Source organism: Streptomyces sp. NPDC020898 (assembly GCF_044333925.1).
Classification (GTDB): Bacteria; Actinomycetota; Actinomycetes; order Streptomycetales; family Streptomycetaceae; genus Streptomyces.
In genome coordinates this window covers 129251-148126 of the sequence record NZ_JBIRRV010000015.1, presented here as the reverse complement: position 1 = coordinate 148126, position 18876 = coordinate 129251, and the positions used below count along the sequence as shown (strand labels likewise).

At 69.6% G+C, this 18876-nt stretch carries 19 protein-coding genes; 4 read left to right on the top strand and 15 right to left on the bottom strand.

What is annotated here, in order from left to right:
• Positions 1 to 21: 21 nt before the first annotated feature.
• Both ACH4TV_RS36340 and ACH4TV_RS36335 read right to left on the bottom strand, forming a co-directional pair.
• Positions 22 to 1350, bottom strand: coding sequence for a class I SAM-dependent RNA methyltransferase (locus tag ACH4TV_RS36340; protein WP_398405543.1), 1329 nt, complete (start codon positions 1348 to 1350; stop codon positions 22 to 24).
• 114 nt (positions 1351 to 1464) lie between these two features.
• Positions 1465 to 3513: an APC family permease gene (locus tag ACH4TV_RS36335; protein WP_398405542.1), complete on the bottom strand. Its 2049-nt coding sequence runs from the start codon at positions 3511 to 3513 to the stop codon at positions 1465 to 1467.
• A gap of 464 nt (positions 3514 to 3977) precedes the next feature.
• On the opposite strand from ACH4TV_RS36335, the gene ACH4TV_RS36330 reads away from it, so the two are divergent.
• Both ACH4TV_RS36330 and ACH4TV_RS36325 read left to right on the top strand, forming a co-directional pair.
• Complete coding sequence (locus ACH4TV_RS36330) at positions 3978 to 4649, top strand: potassium channel family protein (protein ID WP_398405541.1); 672 nt, start codon at positions 3978 to 3980, stop codon at positions 4647 to 4649.
• On the top strand, positions 4649 to 5326 hold the full coding sequence (locus tag ACH4TV_RS36325) for a TrkA family potassium uptake protein (protein WP_329269919.1): 678 nt from the start codon (positions 4649 to 4651) through the stop codon (positions 5324 to 5326). Before ACH4TV_RS36330 ends, ACH4TV_RS36325 begins: the two co-directional genes overlap by 1 nt.
• A gap of 145 nt (positions 5327 to 5471) precedes the next feature.
• Here ACH4TV_RS36325 and ACH4TV_RS36320 read toward each other — a convergent pair whose 3' ends face one another.
• The 7 genes from ACH4TV_RS36320 to ACH4TV_RS36290 form a co-directional block, all read right to left on the bottom strand.
• Entirely contained in the window at positions 5472 to 6194 is a 723-nt protein-coding gene (locus tag ACH4TV_RS36320) for a DUF3159 domain-containing protein (RefSeq protein ID WP_398405540.1), read from the bottom strand.
• A 3-nt stretch (positions 6195 to 6197) separates the two neighbouring features.
• The gene (locus tag ACH4TV_RS36315; protein WP_398405539.1) at positions 6198 to 6596 is read right to left on the bottom strand and encodes an OB-fold nucleic acid binding domain-containing protein; all 399 of its coding nucleotides are present in this window, start codon (positions 6594 to 6596) and stop codon (positions 6198 to 6200) included.
• 81 nt (positions 6597 to 6677) lie between these two features.
• Positions 6678 to 7361, bottom strand: coding sequence for a response regulator (locus ACH4TV_RS36310; protein ID WP_398405538.1), 684 nt, complete (start codon positions 7359 to 7361; stop codon positions 6678 to 6680).
• Complete coding sequence (locus ACH4TV_RS36305) at positions 7358 to 9940, bottom strand: ATP-binding protein (RefSeq protein ID WP_398405537.1); 2583 nt, start codon at positions 9938 to 9940, stop codon at positions 7358 to 7360. The genes ACH4TV_RS36310 and ACH4TV_RS36305 overlap by 4 nt, the downstream gene beginning before the upstream one ends.
• Positions 9941 to 10124: 184 nt before the next feature.
• Positions 10125 to 10895, bottom strand: coding sequence for a DUF3710 domain-containing protein (locus ACH4TV_RS36300; protein ID WP_398405536.1), 771 nt, complete (start codon positions 10893 to 10895; stop codon positions 10125 to 10127).
• A gap of 1 nt (position 10896) precedes the next feature.
• The gene (dut, locus tag ACH4TV_RS36295) at positions 10897 to 11448 is read right to left on the bottom strand and encodes a dUTP diphosphatase (protein ID WP_398405632.1); all 552 of its coding nucleotides are present in this window, start codon (positions 11446 to 11448) and stop codon (positions 10897 to 10899) included.
• An 11-nt stretch (positions 11449 to 11459) separates the two neighbouring features.
• Positions 11460 to 12044, bottom strand: a complete 585-nt coding sequence (locus tag ACH4TV_RS36290; RefSeq protein WP_398405535.1) for a PaaI family thioesterase — start codon at positions 12042 to 12044, stop codon at positions 11460 to 11462.
• 58 nt (positions 12045 to 12102) lie between these two features.
• Between ACH4TV_RS36290 and ACH4TV_RS36285 the strand changes: the two genes are divergently transcribed.
• Positions 12103 to 12576 carry a DUF3093 domain-containing protein gene (locus tag ACH4TV_RS36285; protein ID WP_398405534.1) on the top strand — a complete coding sequence of 158 codons (474 nt, stop codon included), beginning with the start codon at positions 12103 to 12105 and terminating at the stop codon, positions 12574 to 12576.
• 99 nt (positions 12577 to 12675) lie between these two features.
• Here the strand turns inward: ACH4TV_RS36285 and ACH4TV_RS36280 are convergent, their stop codons facing one another.
• The 4 genes from ACH4TV_RS36280 to ACH4TV_RS36265 form a co-directional block, all read right to left on the bottom strand.
• The gene (locus ACH4TV_RS36280; protein WP_398405533.1) at positions 12676 to 13605 is read right to left on the bottom strand and encodes a hypothetical protein; all 930 of its coding nucleotides are present in this window, start codon (positions 13603 to 13605) and stop codon (positions 12676 to 12678) included.
• A 13-nt stretch (positions 13606 to 13618) separates the two neighbouring features.
• Complete coding sequence (locus ACH4TV_RS36275; RefSeq protein ID WP_235474357.1) at positions 13619 to 13915, bottom strand: DUF4193 domain-containing protein; 297 nt, start codon at positions 13913 to 13915, stop codon at positions 13619 to 13621.
• A gap of 394 nt (positions 13916 to 14309) precedes the next feature.
• Positions 14310 to 15557: a sensor histidine kinase gene (locus ACH4TV_RS36270; RefSeq protein ID WP_398405532.1), complete on the bottom strand. Its 1248-nt coding sequence runs from the start codon at positions 15555 to 15557 to the stop codon at positions 14310 to 14312.
• Between the two features lie 6 nt (positions 15558 to 15563).
• Positions 15564 to 16217, bottom strand: coding sequence for a response regulator transcription factor (locus ACH4TV_RS36265; protein WP_189147587.1), 654 nt, complete (start codon positions 16215 to 16217; stop codon positions 15564 to 15566).
• Positions 16218 to 16650: 433 nt separating this feature from the next.
• On the opposite strand from ACH4TV_RS36265, the gene ACH4TV_RS36260 reads away from it, so the two are divergent.
• A complete protein-coding gene (locus ACH4TV_RS36260; RefSeq protein ID WP_167467697.1) occupies positions 16651 to 16824 on the top strand; it encodes a hypothetical protein in 174 nt (57 codons plus the stop codon).
• Between the two features lie 93 nt (positions 16825 to 16917).
• Here ACH4TV_RS36260 and ACH4TV_RS36255 read toward each other — a convergent pair whose 3' ends face one another.
• Together ACH4TV_RS36255 and ACH4TV_RS36250 are read right to left on the bottom strand one after the other, a co-directional pair.
• A complete protein-coding gene (locus ACH4TV_RS36255) occupies positions 16918 to 17733 on the bottom strand; it encodes an inositol monophosphatase family protein (RefSeq protein ID WP_398405531.1) in 816 nt (271 codons plus the stop codon).
• 8 nt (positions 17734 to 17741) lie between these two features.
• A complete protein-coding gene (locus ACH4TV_RS36250; RefSeq protein ID WP_398405530.1) occupies positions 17742 to 18869 on the bottom strand; it encodes a ferrochelatase in 1128 nt (375 codons plus the stop codon).
• Positions 18870 to 18876 lie beyond the last annotated feature (7 nt).

Below are 18876 nucleotides of genomic sequence, written 5' to 3'. Positions count from 1 at the left end.
CGCCCACCGGGTCCGGACAGGTCAGGCGCCCTTCTTAACGGGCTCAAGAATCGCCACGCACTCCACATGATGCGTCATCGGAAACAGATCAAAAGCCCGCAGTGACCGCACCCGATACCCCCCGTCCCGGAAGTACCCCAGGTCCCGTGCCAGCGCCGCCGGGTCGCACGCCACGTAGGCGATCTTCCGCGCCCCGAGCTTCACCAGCTGCTCGACCGTCTTCCGGCCGGCACCCGCCCGGGGCGGGTCCAGGACGATCAGGTCGACCTCGGTGATACCTGTCTTCGGCAGCACCGCCTCGACCTTGCCCTGTTCGATGCGGACGCGGTCGAAGGCGGCGAGGTTGTGCCGGGCGTCCTCGACGGCGCGCTTGCCCGACTCGATGCCGAGCACCGCGCCCTTGTCGCCGATGCGGTCGGCGAGGGCACCCGCGAAGAGGCCGACGCCGCAGTAGAGGTCGAGGGCCATGTCGCCCTTGCGCGGGAGCAGGCCCTGCATGACCGCCTTCATCAGCGTGTCCGCCGCCATGGGGTGGACCTGCCAGAAGCCGCCGCTGCCGACCCGGTACGTACGGCCGTCGGCGCGCTCACGGACGAACGCGCGGCCGTGGACGCGGTGGATGCCGCCGTCGTGCTCCTCGACGCGCATGACCGAGACGGGCTTGTCGAGTTCGACCAGGGGGAGGCGGGCGCCCGGCTTCGGTTCCAGGATGACCATGCGGTCCTGGGATCCCGTCGCGGCGATCGCGTCGACGGACTCCATACCGGCCCAGTCACGCTCCTCGATGCCCAGCTCGCTGATGCCCGGCGCCGCGATCATGCAGTGCTCGATCGGCTCGACCTCGTGCGAACGGTGGCGCCGCAGCCCGGCGTTGCCGTCCGGGTCGACCGCGTACTGGACCCTCGTACGCCACTGAGGCACCTCGCCGGGCGGCAGTTTGTCGCCCTCGGCGGGCATCACCGTGCCGTCCCAGCCGGCCTCCTCGGGGGTCAGCCCGGCGAGCCTCTTCAGCTGTTCGGTGATGACCTCGCCCTTGAGGCGGCGCTGTGCGCCCGGCTTGGCGTGCTGCCAGTCACAGCCACCGCAGCGGCCGGGGCCGGCGTACGGACAGGGTGCCTCGACCCGGTCCTTGGACGCCGTCAGCACCTCCACCGCGTCCGCGCGCAGGAACCGCGCCCCTTCCTCACCGTCCGTCACCCGGGCGATGACCCGCTCACCGGGCAACGTGTGCCGTACGAAGAGCACCTGCCCGTCGTCCGTACGGGCGACGCAGTGGCCGCCATGGGCGACAGGACCGACCTCGACCTCGTACTCCTGCCCCGCCAGCGATTTCTTCGGTTCTGCCTGCATGGCGGGGTGACTCCAGGGGGGATGAAAGGGAACGGCCGGACAACAGCCCACCAGTCTACGTGGGTGCCGCCCGACCGCTCACCACAAGCCCGTGGCCGAACCCGGCCCTCCGGCTCAGCTCTTGGTGCTCTGCTCCTTCGGGCGCTCCTCGGCCGGACCGCGCCGGACCGAGCCGGGCGCGTTCCAGTCCTGCCGTTTGCGGGCGCGCTTCTTGGCCGCCTCGGACGACTGGAGCTGGTACGGCACCGACGTCACCATGACGCCCGGGGTGAACAGCAGGCGCCCCTTGAGCCGCAGCGCGCTCTGGTTGTGGAGCAGTTGCTCGTACCAGTGGCCGACCACGTACTCCGGGATGATCACGGACACGGCGTCGCGCGGCGACTCCCGGCGCAGCCCCTTCACGTACTCGATCACCGGCCGCGTGATCTCCCGGTACGGCGAGTCGAGCACCTTCAGCGGCACGGTGATCCCGCGCCGCTCCCACTCCTCACGCAGCGCCTTGGTCTCCGCAGCGTCGACGTTGACGCTGAGCGCCTCCAACGTGTCGGAGCGCATCAGTTTCGCGTACGCGAGCGCACGCAGCGTCGGCCGGTGGATCTTCGAGATCAGGACGACGGAGTGCACCCGGGACGGCCGTACGCTGTCGTCGCTCGGCCCCTCCGGCGCCACGAGCTCCTCGGCGACCCGGTCGTAGTGCCTACGGATCGCGGTCATCACCGCGTAGAAGATCACCATGCCGAGCAGCGCCACCCAGGCCCCGTGCGTGAACTTCGTACCGAGTACGACGACCAGCACCAGGCCCGTGAAGAAGGCGCCGAAGGTGTTGATGGCCCGGGAGCGCATCATCTGCCGGCGCTTCGCCTGGTCCTTCTCGGTGGCGAGGTGGCGGTTCCAGTGCCGGACCATGCCGGTCTGGCTGAGCGTGAAGGACACGAACACGCCGACGATGTAGAGCTGGATGAGGCGGGTCGAGTCCGCCCCGTAGATCCACACCAGCAGGATGGCCGCACCGGCGAGCAGCACGATGCCGTTGGAGAAGGCCAGCCGGTCGCCGCGGGTGTGCAGCTGGCGCGGAAGGTAGCGGTCCTGCGCGAGGATCGAGCCGAGCAGCGGGAAGCCGTTGTACGCGGTGTTGGCGGCCAGGAAGAGCACGAGCGCGGTGGCGGTGGCGAGCAGGATGAAGAAGAAGCTGCCGCCGCCGAACACGGCCTCGGCGACCTGCGAGATCACCGGGTTCTGGACATAGTCGGAGCCGACCGCGACCCCCTTGTCCAGCAGGTCGTGCGCGGGGTTCTCGGCCATCCGCACCTTGGTGGCCATGGCCAACGCGATGATCCCGCAGAACATGGTGACCGCGAGGATGCCCATCGCCGCGAGCGTGGACGCCGCGTTCTTGGACTTGGGCTTGCGGAAGGCCGGCACACCGTTGGAGATGGCCTCGACGCCGGTGAGCGCGGCACAGCCGGAGGAGAAGGCCCGCAGCAGCAGGAACACGAGGGCGAACCCGGCGAGCCCCTGGTGTTCGGCCTTGATCTCGTAGCCGGCCGTCGGCGCGCGCATGTTGTCGTCGAGCACCAGGCCGCGGTACGCGCCCCACGCGATCATGATGAAGACGCCCGCGACGAACACGTACGTCGGAATCGCGAAGAGCTTCCCGGACTCCTTGACGCCCCGCAGGTTCATCAGCGTGAGCAGCACGATGACACCGATCGCGCAGAGCACCTTGTGCTCGACGACGAAGGGGACGGCGGAGCCGAGGTTCTCGATGCCGGAGGAGATCGACACGGCGACGGTGAGCACGTAGTCGACGAGCAGCGCGCTGGCGACCGTGAGGCCGGCTTTGGGGCCGAGGTTGGTGTTCGCCACCTCGTAGTCGCCGCCGCCGCTCGGGTACGCGTGCACGTTCTGCCGGTAGGAGGCGACCACCGTGAACATCAGTACGACGACAGCGACCGCGATCCACGGGCTGAAGTGGTACGCCGACACGCCCGCGATCGACAGGACCAGCAGCACTTCCCCGGGAGCGTAGGCCACGGAGGAAAGCGGGTCGGAGGCGAAGACGGGGAGAGCAATGCGCTTCGGCAGCAGCGTCTCGCCGAGCCGATCACTGCGCAGTGCGCGCCCGATCAGGATCCGTTTGGGCACGTCGGTCAGTTTGGACACGGACAGGATCGTAAGCTCCCCGACTTGTTCTGGGCACATCCGGGTGAAATCCCGGCGGTCCGCGGAGTGAAATCCCGGCATCCGAGACAGGCAGACGCCCCCAGAGCAGCGTCCTTATGCCTATATGACGAAGCCACCATGCACTTTATGCACCCTTTAGCCCGTTCGATTCCTTCCCGGGAGCACCCATGCCGCAACTCGCCGCGGAGCTGATCGGCGCCGCCGCCGCACTCGTCGTCCTCGCTCTCCTGACCCTGGCCAGCGTCCGCAGCATCAGCCGCAGGTAGGCGGACCGGGGTGCACGCGGGGGTGCCCTCCGCCCACCGTGCGTGTGTAGCTTGGGCGGGGGTCTGAGACCCTGTTCAAGCCAAGTCAGCACATCAGGGCCGGCAGGCAACGCCAACGGCTCCTGACAAGCGAGTGTTGACGTCGGCGAGTCCTGACATCGGACCGGAAGGACGGTCGTGCACATCGTCATCATGGGCTGCGGCAGAGTGGGTTCCGCTCTCGCCCAGACCCTGGAGCAACAGGGGCACACGGTCGCCGTGATCGACCAGGACCCCACCGCCTTCCGACGACTGGGCTCCGGGTTCGGCGGCCGTCGTGTCACCGGCGTCGGCTTCGACCAGGACACCCTGCGTGAGGCGGGCATCGAGGAGGCAGGCGCCTTCGCCGCCGTCTCCAGCGGTGACAACTCGAACATCATCGCCGCCCGGGTGGCCCGCGAGATGTTCGGCATCGAGAACGTCGCCGCCCGCATCTACGACCCCCGCCGCGCCGAGGTCTACCAGCGCCTGGGCATCCCGACCGTCGCCACCGTCCGCTGGACGGCCGACCAGATGCTGCGCAGGCTGCTGCCGTCCGGTGCGGAGCCGCTGTGGCGCGATCCCACCGGCGGCGTCCAGCTCGCCGAGGTGCACGCGTCGTCGGCCTGGGTCGGCCACAAGATCAGCAAGATGCAGGACGAGACCGGCGTGCGCGTCGCGTTCCTCACCCGCCTGGGCGAGGCGGTCCTGCCCACCTCGCAGACGGTCCTGCAGGAGGGCGACCTGGTGCACGTCATGATGCGTACGGACCACATCGAGAAGGTCGAGGCGTCCTTCGCCGAGGGCCCTGAAGAGGAGGCCGGTCACTGATGAGGGTCGCCATTGCCGGTGCCGGCGCAGTGGGCCGCTCGATCGCGGGCGAGCTGCTGGAGAACGGCCACGAGATCCTGCTGATCGACAAGGCCCCCACGGCCATCTCGGTCGAGCGAGTCCCCCAGGCGGAGTGGCTGCTGGCCGACGCCTGCGAGATCACGTCCCTGGACGAGGCCGCGTTGCAACGCTGCAACGTGGTGATCGCCGCGACGGGTGACGACAAGGTCAACCTGGTCGTGTCGTTGCTGGCGAAGACGGAGTACGGCGTTCCGCGCGTCGTCGCCCGCGTCAACAACCCCAAGAACGAGTGGCTGTTCACCGAGGCCTGGGGCGTGGACGTGGCGGTCTCCACGCCTCGCCTGATGTCCGCCCTGGTCGAGGAGGCGGTGAGCGTCGGCGACCTGGTACGCCTGCTCCGCTTCAGCCACGGCGACGCCAACCTCGTCGAACTGACCCTCCCCCCGGAGTCGGCCCTGGCCGGCACCCAGGTCGGCGACGTGGAGTGGCCGGAGGACACATCCCTGGTGACGATCATCCGCGGCACCCGGGTCCTCACCCCGACCCGCGAGGACTCCCTGGAGGCAGGCGACGAACTCCTGTTCGTAGCCGCCCAGGCCAGGGAGGAACAACTGGAGGACCTCCTGTCAGTACGCAAGGAGGAAGCCCCAAGCTGATAATTTTCAGCCCGTCCGGCGTTTGAGGACGAGGCCCGTTCAGGGCCGTGAGGGGGTCTGGGGGCGCAGCCCCCAGGGATGGGACGGGTAGGGGCGGCGGGGGCGAAAAACCCCACAGCCGCCCCACGCCCTACCTGCCGAGAAGCTACTCGGAAGAAGAAGCCGCAGCCTTCCGCTGCTCCTCCGCCGCCCGCTCCTCCGCCTCCATCTCCGCGAACACATCGATCGGCGCCGGCGCCTTCGCCAGGAACACCCACGTGAGCCACACGGCCAACAGGAACGGCGGAATCTTCAACGCCACCAGCACCCACCCGAGCTGCGCGGTGTCCGCCCACCAGTACAGCGGGAAGAGAATCGCGCACTTGGCGAGCAGAATCAGCCCCCAGGCCCAACTGGCCTTCGCATAAGCCTTCTTGCGCCCCGGGTTACGGGTACGCCAGGAGAGGTTCTCCTTGAAGACCGGCCCGAGGATCAGCCCGAGCAGCGGAACACCGGCCAGCGTCGTGATGATGTACGCCAGCGCCAGACCGAGCGTGTAGAGCATGCCGGGCAGATAGAAATCCTTGGCATTGCCGGTCATCATCGCGAAGACGACACCGAAGGCGACACCGAAGACACCACTGAAGGCATGCTTGACGGTGTCCTTGGTGACGAGGCGCACCACGACCAGCAACAGCGAAACAGCGAGCGCGGCGATGGCCGACGCGTGCAGGTTCTTGTTGATCGTGTAGATCGTGACGAAGAGCAGCCCCGGAAGGACCGTCTCGATCATGCCCCGCAGACCGCCGAACGCCTCGAAGAGCGCGGCCTCGGTCACCGCCCTGGAATCGTGCTGGGCGTCTTCGGTCGGCTTGTCGAGCGACGTCACCGGCTACTCCCGTCCGAGGGGTCTCAGTTCGTATTTCGGATTGAACAGCACACGGCGGCCCCGGCTCATCGAGATCCGCCCCGAAGCGATCAGTTTGCGCCCCGGCTCTATCCCGACGATGGAGCGTCTGCCGAGCCACACCACGTCCAGCGGGGCCGAGCCGTCGAAGAGCTCGGCCTCCAGGGCCGGAACCCCCGCCCTCGGCCGTAGCGTGACCGTGCGCAAGGTACCAGTAACCGTCACTATCTGTCGGTCGTGGCAGTCACCGATACGCGTACAGCCCGCGGTCGCGGTGTCTTCGCGCAGCTCCTCGGACTCCAGGTCCTCCTGCGACGAGGAGAGCCGGTCGAGCATGCGCCGGAACCGGCCCACCGGCTTCTCGGAACGAGGAACAGCACTCATACCTGAAGCGTACCGGCGCCCACCGACACCGATGTACCCCCGGGAACGAATGCCTCCCTGAGGTGCCTGCCGGGGCAGGCCCTACCGCTCGAACCGATACCCCATACCGGGTTCCGTGATGAAGTGCCTCGGATGCGACGGGTCCGTCTCCAGCTTCCGCCGCAGCTGCGCCATGTACACGCGCAGATAGTTGGTCTCCGTCCCGTAGGACGGCCCCCACACCTCCTGGAGCAGCTGCTTCTGGCTGACCAGCCGGCCCGTGTTGCGCACGAGCACCTCCAGGAGATGCCACTCCGTGGGAGTCAGCCGCACATCGCGCCCCCCGCGGTGGACCTTCTTCGCGGCGAGGTCGACGGTGAACTCGTCGGTCTCCACCATGACGTCGTCCTCGTCGCCCCCGGTGGGCTCGGCCCGGCGGACGGCGGCGCGCAGCCGGGCCAGCAGTTCGTCCATGCCGAAGGGCTTGGTGACGTAGTCGTCGGCGCCCGCGTCGAGCGCCTCGACCTTCTCGTCGGACGAGTGACGGGCCGACAGCACCAGGATGGGCACCCGCGTCCATCCCCGGAGCCCCTTGATCACCTCGACGCCGTCCATGTCGGGCAGTCCCAGGTCGAGCACGATCACGTCGGGATGGCGGGCGGCGGCGAGTTCGAGGGCGGTGGCGCCGTCGGGGGCCGAGTCGACCTCGTACTTGCGTGCCTTGAGGTTGATCACGAGGGCGCGCACGATCTGCGGCTCGTCGTCGACCACCAGCACCCGAGTCATGAGGCCTGCCTTTCTGGATCTGAATCTGCCGGTACCGCTGCCCGCGCCACTCCGCCGAGCCCCAGGGAACCGGCTCCCGCCTGCGCCCCCGCCGCCCGCACCGTGAGCACCATGCTCAGCCCGCCCCCGGGTGTGTCCTCGGCCTGGAGGGTGCCGCCCATCGCCTCGGCGAAGCCCCGGGCCACCGCCAGTCCCAGCCCCACCCCGGCGCCGCGCGGGGCGTCACCGTACCGCTGGAAGGGCTCGAAGATGCGGTCCTTCGCCTCGTCCGGCACGCCGGGCCCCCGGTCGACCACCCGCACCTCCACCCGGTCGGCGATGGCACTGGCGGCGACCAGCACCGTCTCCCCGGCCGGGCTGTACTTGACGGCGTTCTCGACCAGGTTGGCCACCGACCGCTCCAGCAGCCCGGGGTCGACCGCGACCATCGGCAGCGTCTCGGGAATGTCCAGCTCGACACTGTCCTCGGGTACGCCCCCCAGTGCCATCGGCACCACCTCGTCGAGGTCGATCTCCCTGATCAGCGGCGTGACGGTGCCGGTCTGGAGCCGGGACATGTCCAGCAGGTTGCCCACGAGGTGGTCGAGCCGGTCTGCGCCGTCCTCGATGCCGGCCAGCAGTTCGGCCTGATCCTCCTCGGACCACGCCACGTCGTCCGACCGCAGCGACGAGACCGCCGCCTTGATCCCGGCCAGCGGCGTACGGAGGTCATGGCTGACGGCGGCGAGCAGCGCCGTACGGATCCGGTTCCCCTCGGCGAGCGTACGGGCCTGGTCGGCCTGGGACTGGAGGCGCCGGCGGTCCAGGACCACGGCCGCCTGGGCGGCGAACGCGGCCAGCACCCGCCGGTCGGAGGCGGGCAGCACCCGTCCGGACAGCGCGAGCGCCAGGTTGTCGCCGACCGGCATGTCCACGTCCGCGTCCTCCGGCCGCTCCACGGCCTGCCGCGTGCCCACGCTGCCCGCGCAGGTCCACGGATCGACGTCGCCGGCCCGCTCCAGCAGCGCCACGGACTCCATCCCGAAGGTCTCCCGGACCCGCTCCAACAGCGCCTCCAGGCTGGTCTCGCCGCGCAGGACGCTCCCCGCGAGGAAGGAGAGGATCTCCGACTCGGCCCGCAGCCGGGCCGCCTGATGCGTGCGCCGGGCGGCGAGATCCACCACGGAGGCCACCGACACGGCGACCCCCACGAAGATCACGATGGCGACGAAGTTCTTGGGGTCGGCGATGGTCAGCCGGTGCAGCGGGGGCGTGTAGTAGTAGTTCAGCAGCAGCGAACCGAAGGCCGCCGAGGCGAGCGCCGGGTAGAGGCCGCCGAGCAGGGCCGCCGCCACCGTGAGCGCCAGGAACAGCAGCATGTCGTTGGCGAGGCCGAGGTCGACGGTGTTCAGCAGCAGCGCGAGGAGCACCGGACCGCCCACACCGACCAGCCAGCCCCAGATGATCCGCGCCCGCCCCAGCCGGGCTCCCCGGGCCACGGGCAGCCCGCGCCCCTTGCCGGCCTCGTCGTGGGTGATCAGGTGGACGTCGAGGTCGGGCCCCGAGTCCCGGGCCACGGTCGCGCCGACCCCGGGCCCGAAGACGTACTGCCAGGTCTTGCGCCGGGAGACACCCAGCACGATCTGCGTGGCGTTCACGCCCCGCGCGAAGTCCAGCAGCGCCACCGGGATGTCGTCCCCGACCACATGGTGAAACGTTCCGCCCAGGTCCTCGACCAGGGTCCGCTGGAGGGCCAGTTCCTTCGGCGAGGCGTTGGTCAGCCCGTCGCTGCGGGCGATGTAGACGGCCATGACCTCGCCGCCGGCCCCCTTCTCCGCGAGCCGCGCGGCCCGCCGGATCAACGTACGGCCCTCGGGCCCGCCGGTCAGTCCGACCACGATCCGCTCGCGGGAACCCCAGATCCTGGAGACCTGGTGCTCACTGCGGTACTCGGTCAGGTACTCGTCGACCCGGTCCGCCACCCACAGCAGCGCCAGCTCCCGCAGAGCGGTCAGGTTCCCCGGCCGGAAGTAGTTGGACAGAGCCGCGTCGACCTTGTCCGCCTTGTAGATGTTCCCGTGGGCCATCCGCCGTCGCAGCGCCTGCGGGGACATGTCGACCAGCTCGATCTGATCCGCGCGCCGGACCACTTCGTCGGGAACGGTCTCCTGTTGACGTACACCAGTGATCGACTCAACCACATCACCCAACGACTCAAGATGTTGAATGTTGACGGTCGATATCACGTCAATACCTGCGGCCAGCAGCTCCTCCACGTCCTGCCACCGCTTGGTGTTGCGCGAGCCGGGAATGTTGGTGTGCGGCAGTTCGTCCACCAGGGCGACCTGAGGCCGCCGGGCGAGCACGGCGTCCACGTCCATCTCGGTGAACACGGATCCGCGGTACGCCAGATCCCGGCGCGGAATCTGCTCCAGCCCGTGCAGCATCACCTCCGTACGCTGCCGGCTGTGGTGCTCCACGAAGGCGACCACGCAGTCCGTGCCCCGCTCGACACGGCGGTGCGCCTCGGACAGCATCGCGTACGTCTTGCCGACGCCCGGTGCCGCACCGAGGTATATCCGAAGCTTGCCGCGACCCATGGCCTCATTGTCTTCCCGTGACTGCTGTGTACGCAGCGTCGACCTTACGTCCAGCAATGTCGACAAAAAGGACGGGAAGCAGGCCGAAGTACGTCCTTGACGCAACCCTGACGCACCGGCGGACGGAGAACGGGCCGCACCCCTCGGAGAGGAGTACGGCCCGTGCCGTGGAACGTGAATGCGACTAGCGAACCTCGGTGATCTCCGGTCCGCGCTGGAGCTGGCCCATGCCGCCGCCGAAGCGGGAGCCGGCCTGCTCCTCCTGCTGGACACCCTCGGGCACCATCTGCGCGTCGTTCGGCAGCTTCAGGACGATCGGGTCGCGAGGCGCCATCGGCCCCTCACCACGGACGACGACGGTGTCCCTGAAGATCTGCTCCAGCAGACCGGCGGCCTGCGGCTGCACGGCCCCCTGCCCGGAGATGACGCCCCGCAGGAACCACCGCGGACCGTCCACACCGACGAACCGCACGACCTGGAAACCGCCCGTGCCGTCCGGCAGTTGCACCGGAACCTGCGCCCGCAGCTCCCAGCCCAGCGGCCCCTCGACCTCGTCGACGATGCCACCCTGCTGGGTGATGCCGCTGGCGATCTCCTCGCGCACCTCGCCCCAGATGCCCTCGCGCTTGGGCGCGGCGAAGGCCTGGAGCTGCACGGCGCTGTCGCGCAGGACCACGGTCGCCGCGACGATCGCGTCACCCGCGACCTCGACCCGCAGCTCCATGCCCTCGACCCCGGGCACGAAGATTCCGCCCAGGTCCACCCGGCCCTCGCCGGGCTCGCGCACCTCGGTGTCGTCCCAGGGGCCGTCCGGGCGCGGTTCGGGCTCCAGCCGCACGCGCGCGCGAGAACCCGCTCCTTCTTCGTCCGCCTCAGTGTCGACGCTGTCGACGACCTGCTCGGCCTCGCCGGCCGCGTCCTCGGCGGCACCCTTCTTCTTGCGACGTCCGAACACGTCACTGTCCTTCCCGGTCGGATACGACCGAAGCGTATCGATTCCCACCCGTTGTGCCGCCCACTGCGGCCTGACCGCCGTGACCGCTCGCACCGCCCACCGCGGCATGACCGCCGGTGGACCCGAAGCCCCCCTCGGCCCGCGCCGAGCCGGGAAGTTCCGCGACCTCCCGGAAGCGGACCTTCTCGACCTGCTGGACGACCAGTTGGGCAATCCTGTCGAAGCGTTCGAACCGCACGGGTTCGTGCGGGTCGAGATTCACCACGATCACCTTGATCTCCCCACGGTACCCGGCATCAACCGTCCCCGGGGCATTCACGAGGGCTACACCGCAGCGGGCGGCGAGCCCCGAACGAGGGTGCACGAAGGCCGCGTACCCCTCCGGGAGTGCGACAGACACCCCGGTGGGCAGAACAGCCCGTTCCCCGGGTGCCAGTTCACACCCTTCCGTGGTCCGCAGATCGGCTCCGGCGTCGCCCGGCTGCGCATACGCCGGAAGCGGTACGTCCGGATCGACGCGCCGGATGAGAACGTCCAGGGGCTCACGGCCCACGGGTGCGGGGCTCACGGGTTCACCTCGAATGCGCGGGCGCGGCGGACCTGGTCCGGGTCGCTCATGGCGACCTGGATCTCCGCCTGGCGGCCGTTGTCGATGAAGTGCTCGACCTTGACCTCGATGAACAGGGCGTCGGCGCGCACCGCGACGGGCCCCTCGGGGCCGCCGATGCGTCCGGTGGCGGTCGAGTAGATCTTCCGCCCGGCCACCGCCGTGACCTCGGCCTCCAGGTACAGCAGGGTGCCGACGGGCACGGGCCGGACGAACTCGGTCTCCAGCTTTCCGGTCACCGCGATGGTGCGCAGCAGCCAGTTCAGCGAGCCGAGCGTCTCGTCCAGCGCGCTGGCGAGCACCCCGCCGTGGGCGAGGCCGGGGGCGCCCTGGTGGGCGGCCTGCACGGTGAATTCGGCGGTGATCGTCACGCCGTCTCCGGCCCTCGCGGCGAGGTGCAGCCCGTGGGCCTGCTCACCACCACATCCGAAACACTGTTCGTAGTGGGCGCCGAGGAGCTCCCCGGGCGCGGGTGCGTCCGGGTGCCGCACGGGCGCCACGGCGTCGGCGGGGGGCTTCAGAGCTGCGGAAGTACCACTCACAGCCGCAGACCTTACCCGCGAGTCGGCCGTCGACGGACACCGTGCCAAGCTTGGCTCCATGCAGCTTTCCGCCTCCCCCTACGAAGAACGCCTCACGGCCCCTCGCTCCTGGTGGCTGATCTCCTTCCTGGTGGGCGTCTCCTTTGCCCTGATCCTGCTCCCGTTCGGCACGCTGCCCCTGCTCGGTGGCCTGGTGGGCGGCACCGCGGCGGCCGCGGTGGCGGCGAGTTCCTACGGTTCGGTCCGGATCCGGATCGTGGGCGACGCGTTGATCGCCGGCGAGGCGAAGATCCCGGTGGCGGCCCTGGGCGAGGCGGAGATCCTGGACGCGGAGGAGGCCCGCGCCTGGCGCACGTACAAGGCCGACACCCGCGCCTTCATGCTGCTCCGCTCCTACATCCCGACGGCCCTGCGCGTCCAGGTCACGGACCCCGAGGACCCCACGCCGTACCTGTATCTGTCGACGCGGGAGCCCGAACAACTGGTGGCGGCACTGGAATCGGCGCGGGCGGCGGCGCGCGAGGCGAGCTGAAGCCGCTCATCGGCGGCACGGCGCGCGACGGCAAATTCTTCTACGGCGGCGGGCAAAGACCTGCCCGCCGCGCCTGTACCCACGTCCGGCCGCGGCCCCTCAGGGCTCTTTCGTCCAGAGTTCCTTCGGGCTGTCCCCGACGTCCAGCGCGTCCGTGGGTTTCTCCAGCGGGGGCAGTTCCGGGAGCTGGTCCCACGGGATCTGGAACCTGCGCAGGTCCTTGCGGATGCGGTCCGCGAGTTTCCTGGTGTCGCGTCGGTTCATGACCGCTCCGACCGCCGCGCCGACCATGAACGGCATCAGGTTGGGCAGGTCCCGGACCATCCGCTTCATGATCTGCTGGCGCAGCTCGCGCTTCATCTGGCCCCCGAGGGCCGAGTTGATCGTCGACGGCTTCGTCACGTCGATCCCGCGCTCACCCGACCACGAGTTCAGGTAGGCGGTGCTGCGCTGCTTCAGATTGCCCGGCGGCCGTACGCCGTAGACCTCGTGCAGCTCGGCGATCATTTTCAGCTCGATCGCGGCCACACCGGTGATCTCGGCGGCCAGCTCGGTCGGCATGGCCGGTGGCACCGGCATCATCGCCGCCGCCCCGATGCCCGCCCCGACGGTCGCCGTCGCGCTCGCCGCGCCCGCGACGAGCTTGTCCGCGAGTTGCTCGGGCCCCAGGCCCGGGAACTGCCGGCGGAGGGTCGCGAGGTCGCGTACGGGGATACGCGGGGCGTTGTCGATGATCCGGTCGGTGAGATACGCCAGACCCGCCCGGGCCCGGCTGCCGCCCTTGCGGAGGCCTTCCCTCGCCTTCTCCCGGATCGTGGCCGTCCGCCCGATGACGGGGACGGAAGGCTCGGCCGGCACCGGGAGGTCGTCCCCGTGGTCGGCCGGCCTGTCGGCCGGTTCGAGCGAGGCCGATCCTGTACCGGATGAGCCCCGCTCGTCGTCACGCTTACCGTGAGGGCCGTCAAACGGCCCCTGGTCCGCTCCCCGCGCGGGGAAGCGGCGCTTCCAAGGAGGGGTCGAGCCAGTCACGGCCGACCCGCCCTCAGTCGCAGTCGCGGCAGATCGGCTGACCGTTCTTCTCGCGGGCCAGCTGGCTGCGGTGATGCACCAGGAAGCAGGTCATGCAGGTGAACTCGTCCTGCTGCTTGGGCAGCACCCGGACGGCCAACTCCTCGTTCGAGAGGTCCGCTCCGGGCAGTTCGAGGCCTTCGGCGGCCTCGAACTCGTCGACGTCCACTGCGGAAGTCGACTTGTCGTTCCTCCTGGCCTTCAGTTCTTCAAGGCTGTCCGAGTCGACGTCGTCGTCGGTCTTGCGTGGGGTGTCGTAATCCGTTGCCATGTCGCGCTCTCCCCCTCTGGGTGTCTGCGGTGTCTCAGCGCAGGTAACGCGTGAGAGGCCGGACTTGTGCCCGACCTGAGGCGGAGATTTTGCCTCACATCAAGGTCTGTTACTCAATCGACACCCAACCGGCTCTCTCAAGAGAGATCCGCATGGATGGCGATCGGGACCGTACACGGTCCGAATGCCGCACTTCAAAGGCGCCCCACCCTGTACTTCCCGTGATCAAGACCCCTGAAAACCCGGATTTTCCGGGCCTTATGGCGACTTACATGATCACGGAGAGTAGATGGCCGGAAATTCGCCCTTGTGATCGATCACACATGAGGTAGCCGGGAAGGTGCCCCGGAAATTCCGCGCAAAGCGAACATCCTCGCGTGTCGGCGACATGATCTCAGATCGGCAAGGCGACTCGCATCACGAGCCCACCCCCTTCACGCGGCTGGGCAGAGATGTGGCCGCCGTGAGCACGCGCCACAGAGCGCGCGATCGACAGCCCGAGGCCCACACCCTTGTCGCTGCCTGTACGTTCCGTACGCAGCCGCCTGAAGGGCTCGAAGAGGTTGTCGATCTCGTACGCCGGGACGACAGGACCTGTGTTCGAGACGACCAGCACCGCCTGCCCGTGCTGGACCGCCGTGGTCACCTCGACCCAGCCGTCCTCCGGAACGTTGTACCGCACCGCGTTCTGTACGAGGTTCAGTGCGATCCGCTCCAGCAGTACGCCGTTGCCCTGGACGACCGCGGGATCACGCTTCCCTCGGAACTCGACGCCCTTGGCCTCGGCCTCGGCATGCGTCTGGTCGACGGCCTGCTCGGCGACCTCGGCGAGGTCCACCGGCTTGCGCTCGACGATCTGGTTGTCGCTGCGGGCGAGCAGCAGCAGGCCCTCGACGAGTTGCTCGCTGCGCTCGTTGGTGGCCAGCAGCGTCTTGCCGAGCTGCTGGAGTTCCGGCGGCGCCGCCGGATCCGACAGGTGCACTTCCAGAAGCGTGCGATTGATCGCCAGCGGCGTTCTCAGCTCGTGCGAGGCGTTGCCGACGAACCTCTGCTGGGCGGTGAAGGCCCGCTGGAGACGCTCCAGCATGTCGTCGAGGGTGTCCGCCAGTTCCTTCAGCTCGTCGTCGGGGCCGTCGAGCTCGATCCGGCGGGACAGGTCCGAGCCGGCCACCGCACGGGCGGTACGGGTGATCCTGCCGAGCGGGGTCAGGACCCGGCCGGCCATGGCGTAGCCGAAGGCGAAGGCGATCACGGCGAGGCCCAGCAGGGTGAGCAGGGAGCGGCTGAGCAGGCCGTCAAGGGCGTGCTGGCGCAGGGTGTCGCTGCACGCCTTGAGGGCGGCGGTGCGCTCCTCGTCGGTGGTCGCGACGTTCAGCACCGGGCACGTGTCACTGGTGATCTTGATGTCGCTGCTGCTGCTGATCCGGAAGGACTGGCTGCCGCTACCCTCACGGATTGCCTGCGCGGCCAGCAGATAGATGATCGACAGCAGCAGGATGCCGGCGATCAGGAACATGCCGCCGTAGAGCAGCGTCAGGCGTATGCGGATGGTCGGACGCAGCCAGGGCAGCGGCAGCTGCGGCTTCCTCGGGTCCCAGGTGGGCTTCGGAGGCGCCTGCGGAGGGGCGGGTGTCGTGGTCATGGGATATCAGATCCGGTAACCGGAACCCGGCACGGTGACGATCACGGGCGGCTCGCCGAGCTTGCGGCGCAGCGTCATCACGGTCACGCGCACGACGTTGGTGAACGGGTCCGTGTTCTCGTCCCAGGCCTTCTCCAGGAGCTGCTCGGCGGAGACGACTGCGCCCTCGCTGCGCAGCAGCACTTCCAGGACGGCGAACTCCTTGGGAGCGAGCTGGACTTCCTTGCCCTCGCGGAAGACCTCGCGGCGGTTCGGGTCGAGCTTGATGCCGGCGCGCTCCAGGACGGGCGGCAGCGGCAGGCTCGTACGCCGACCGAGGGCACGCACGCGTGCCGTCAGTTCGCTGAACGCGAAGGGCTTGGGGAGGTAGTCGTCGGCGCCGATCTCCAGTCCCTCGACCCGGTCACTGACGTCTCCGGAAGCCGTGAGCATCAGCACGCGCGTGGGCATGCCGAGTTCGACGATCTTGCGGCAGACGTCGTCGCCGTGCACCAGCGGGAGGTCCCGGTCCAGGACGACCACGTCGTAGTCGTTGACGCCGATGCGTTCCAGGGCAGCCGCACCGTCGTACACGACGTCGACGGCCATGGCCTCCCGGCGGAGTCCGGTGGCCACCGCATCGGCGAGCAGTTGCTCGTCCTCGACGACGAGTACGCGCACGTCGTTTGTCCTTCCTCGGGGTCGCCTGCGGGCCGGGAAGGCACGTTGGCGGAATCTTTTCGTGGGGTCAGGCCTCCATCCTGCCGCTTTCACCCGTAAACCGGTTGTAAGAGGGCCCGCGATGATCACTGCTTGACCTCGTCCCGGCCGACCGGCGCCGCTGCTGCCGACGGCGGCGGGAAGAATTCTTGGCGGGGCGAGGTTTCCGCCGAAGGGAGCGGGGGGAGGACGGCTTTACACCCCGCGATCACGCTCTGCGTGTGCCATGACACCTAGTGGCACAACGAACCGCTTCCGCAGAGTGGGCGTGGGTGTCCGGCACCGTCGCCGCCCGGCAGGGCAGCGCTGGGCACCCAGTTGGAGACGTGATCGCCCCTTCCGAACGGCACACCCCCGTGCCATCGACCCACGACCCAGGACGAGGGGGCGCAGCATGGACGCATTCACCGCAGGACTTCTGCAGCGCATAAGGGCGACCGAGACCGACCTGACGCGGGCTCGCGACGAGGGCGACGACTTCCTCGTCGAGGTGGAACAGGCCGAGCTCGACGACCTGCGCCGCCTCGCCGCCGAACACGGTGTGGAGGTCGGCGCGACGAGCGTCTGACGTAGTGCGTACGCACTACGTCGCCCAACAGCGGGACCCCGGCGAATCCAGCGCCGGGGTTCTGTTGTTTCCGGCTGCCGGGCCACATCCGCGTCAGTCGTGCCAGGCGCCGAAGTCCTCCAGGAGGCGCTGGAGGGGTTCGAAGACTCCGGGAGTGCCCGCGACCGTGAGATCACGTGACGGGCGCTCTCCGGGGCGTCCACCGGTCAGCGCGCCCGCCTCCCGGGCGATCAGGTCGCCCGCCGCGACGTCCCAGGCGTTGAGACCCCGCTCGTAGTAGCCGTCAAGACGGCCCGACGCCACGTCGCACAGGTCGACCGCCGCCGAGCCGCCGCGCCGGATGTCCCGCAGCAGCGGGATCAGCTGCCGGGCCACCTCCGCCTGCTGGGCCTTGACCTCGGCGACGTAGTTGAAGCCCGTGGAGACCAGGGCCTGGTCCAGCGGTGGGGCCGGGCGGACGGCGAGCCGTCGCTCGCCCGCCCACGCGCCGGCGGCCCAGGCTCCCCCGCCGAGCACCGCGTGGTACGTCTCGCCGCGCATCGGCGCCGCGACCACCCCGACGATCCGCTCGCCGTCCCGCTCGGCCGCGATGGAGACGGACCAGGTGGGCAGCCCGTACAGGTAGTTGACCGTGCCGTCGAGCGGGTCGATGACCCAGCGGATGCCGCTGGTGCCCTCGCTGGAGGCACCCTCCTCGCCGAGGAAACCGTCGTCCGGGCGGTGGTCGGAGATCACGTCGGTGATCAGCTTCTCCGCCGCGATGTCCATCTCCGTGACGACGTCGATGGGGCTGGACTTGGTGGCGGCGACCGCGAGATCGGCGGGTCGCCCGTCCCGCAGCAGCTCTCCCGCGCGGCGGGCGGCCTCCTGGGCGAGCCGGAGCAGTTCGGGCAGCAGGGGGTCGGTCACGGGGTTCCTCACGCGTACGGGCTGTCGGCGCCCGCGGCGGCGGGCCTGGGGGCACGGGCGGGGCAGCAGCCCACGGGGCAGAGGTTCCGGCTCGCGCCGAGCGCGCCCAGGGCGCAGGGCGTGATGTCCTGCCCGCTCTCGGTGGCGGCGCGTTCCAGGACGAGTTCGCGGATCGCGGCGGCGAAGCGCGGGTCGGCGCCCACGGTCGCGGAGCGGCGCATGGGCAGGCCCAGTTCCTCGGCCTTGACCTTGGCCTCCGTGTCGAGGTCGTAGAGGACTTCCATGTGGTCCGACACGAACCCGATGGGCGCGATCACGACGGCCGGGACACCGGCGCCGTGCAGCTCCTCCAGGTGGTCGCAGATGTCGGGCTCCAGCCACGGGATGTGGGGGGCACCGGAGCGCGACTGGTAGACGAGCTGCCAGGGATGGTCGACCCCGGTGCGCTCGCGCACGGCGTCGGCGATCAGCTGCGCGGTGTCCAGGTGCTGCTTCACGTACGCCCCGCCGTCCCCGTGGTCCTCGACGGGCCCGGAGATGTCGGCCGCGGCGGTCGGGATGGAGTGGGTCGAGAAGGCGAGGTGAGCGCCGCCCCTGACGTCCTCGGGGAGGGCCGCGAGGGAGGTGAGCACGCCCTCGATCATGGGTTCCAGGAAGCCCGGGTGGTTGAAGTAGTGCCGCAGCTTGTCGACCCGGGGCAGGTCGAGGCCCTCGGCCTCCAGGGCGGCCAGGGAGTCCGCGAGGTTCTCGCGGTACTGGCGGCAGCCCGAGTACGAGGCGTACGCGCTGGTGGCCAGGACGAGGATGCGGCGCCTGCCGTCCTGGACCATCTCGCGCAGGGTGTCGGTCAGATAGGGGGCCCAGTTGCGGTTGCCCCAGTAGACCGGCAGGTCCAGGCCGTGACCGGCGAAGTCCTTGCGCAGGGCGTCCAGGAGGGCGCGGTTCTGGTCGTTGATCGGGCTGACCCCGCCGAACAGGAAGTAGTGCTGTCCGACTTCCTTGAGGCGTTCCTTGGGGATGCCCCGCCCGCGCGTCACGTTCTCCAGGAACGGAACCACGTCGTCCGGGCCCTCGGGGCCACCGAAGGAGAGCAGGAGCAGGGCGTCGTAGGGGGTGGCGTCGAGCGCGTCTCGCATGGTTCCG

Bases quoted from the DNA above. Each gene is read 5' to 3' on its own strand.
- ACH4TV_RS36340 (WP_398405543.1), bottom strand. From the start codon at position 1,350: ATGCAGGCAGAACCGAAGAAATCGCTGGCGGGGCAGGAGTACGAGGTC.
- ACH4TV_RS36325 (WP_329269919.1), top strand. From the start codon at position 4,649: ATGAGGGTCGCCATTGCCGGTGCCGGCGCAGTGGGCCGCTCGATCGCG.
- ACH4TV_RS36315 (WP_398405539.1), bottom strand. From the start codon at position 6,596: ATGAGTGCTGTTCCTCGTTCCGAGAAGCCGGTGGGCCGGTTCCGGCGC.
- ACH4TV_RS36310 (WP_398405538.1), bottom strand. From the start codon at position 7,361: ATGACTCGGGTGCTGGTGGTCGACGACGAGCCGCAGATCGTGCGCGCC.
- ACH4TV_RS36305 (WP_398405537.1), bottom strand. From the start codon at position 9,940: ATGGGTCGCGGCAAGCTTCGGATATACCTCGGTGCGGCACCGGGCGTC.
- ACH4TV_RS36285 (WP_398405534.1), top strand. From the start codon at position 12,103: ATGCAGCTTTCCGCCTCCCCCTACGAAGAACGCCTCACGGCCCCTCGC.
- ACH4TV_RS36275 (WP_235474357.1), bottom strand. From the start codon at position 13,915: ATGGCAACGGATTACGACACCCCACGCAAGACCGACGACGACGTCGAC.
- ACH4TV_RS36270 (WP_398405532.1), bottom strand. From the start codon at position 15,557: ATGACCACGACACCCGCCCCTCCGCAGGCGCCTCCGAAGCCCACCTGG.
- ACH4TV_RS36260 (WP_167467697.1), top strand. From the start codon at position 16,651: ATGGACGCATTCACCGCAGGACTTCTGCAGCGCATAAGGGCGACCGAG.
- ACH4TV_RS36250 (WP_398405530.1), bottom strand. From the start codon at position 18,869: ATGCGAGACGCGCTCGACGCCACCCCCTACGACGCCCTGCTCCTGCTC.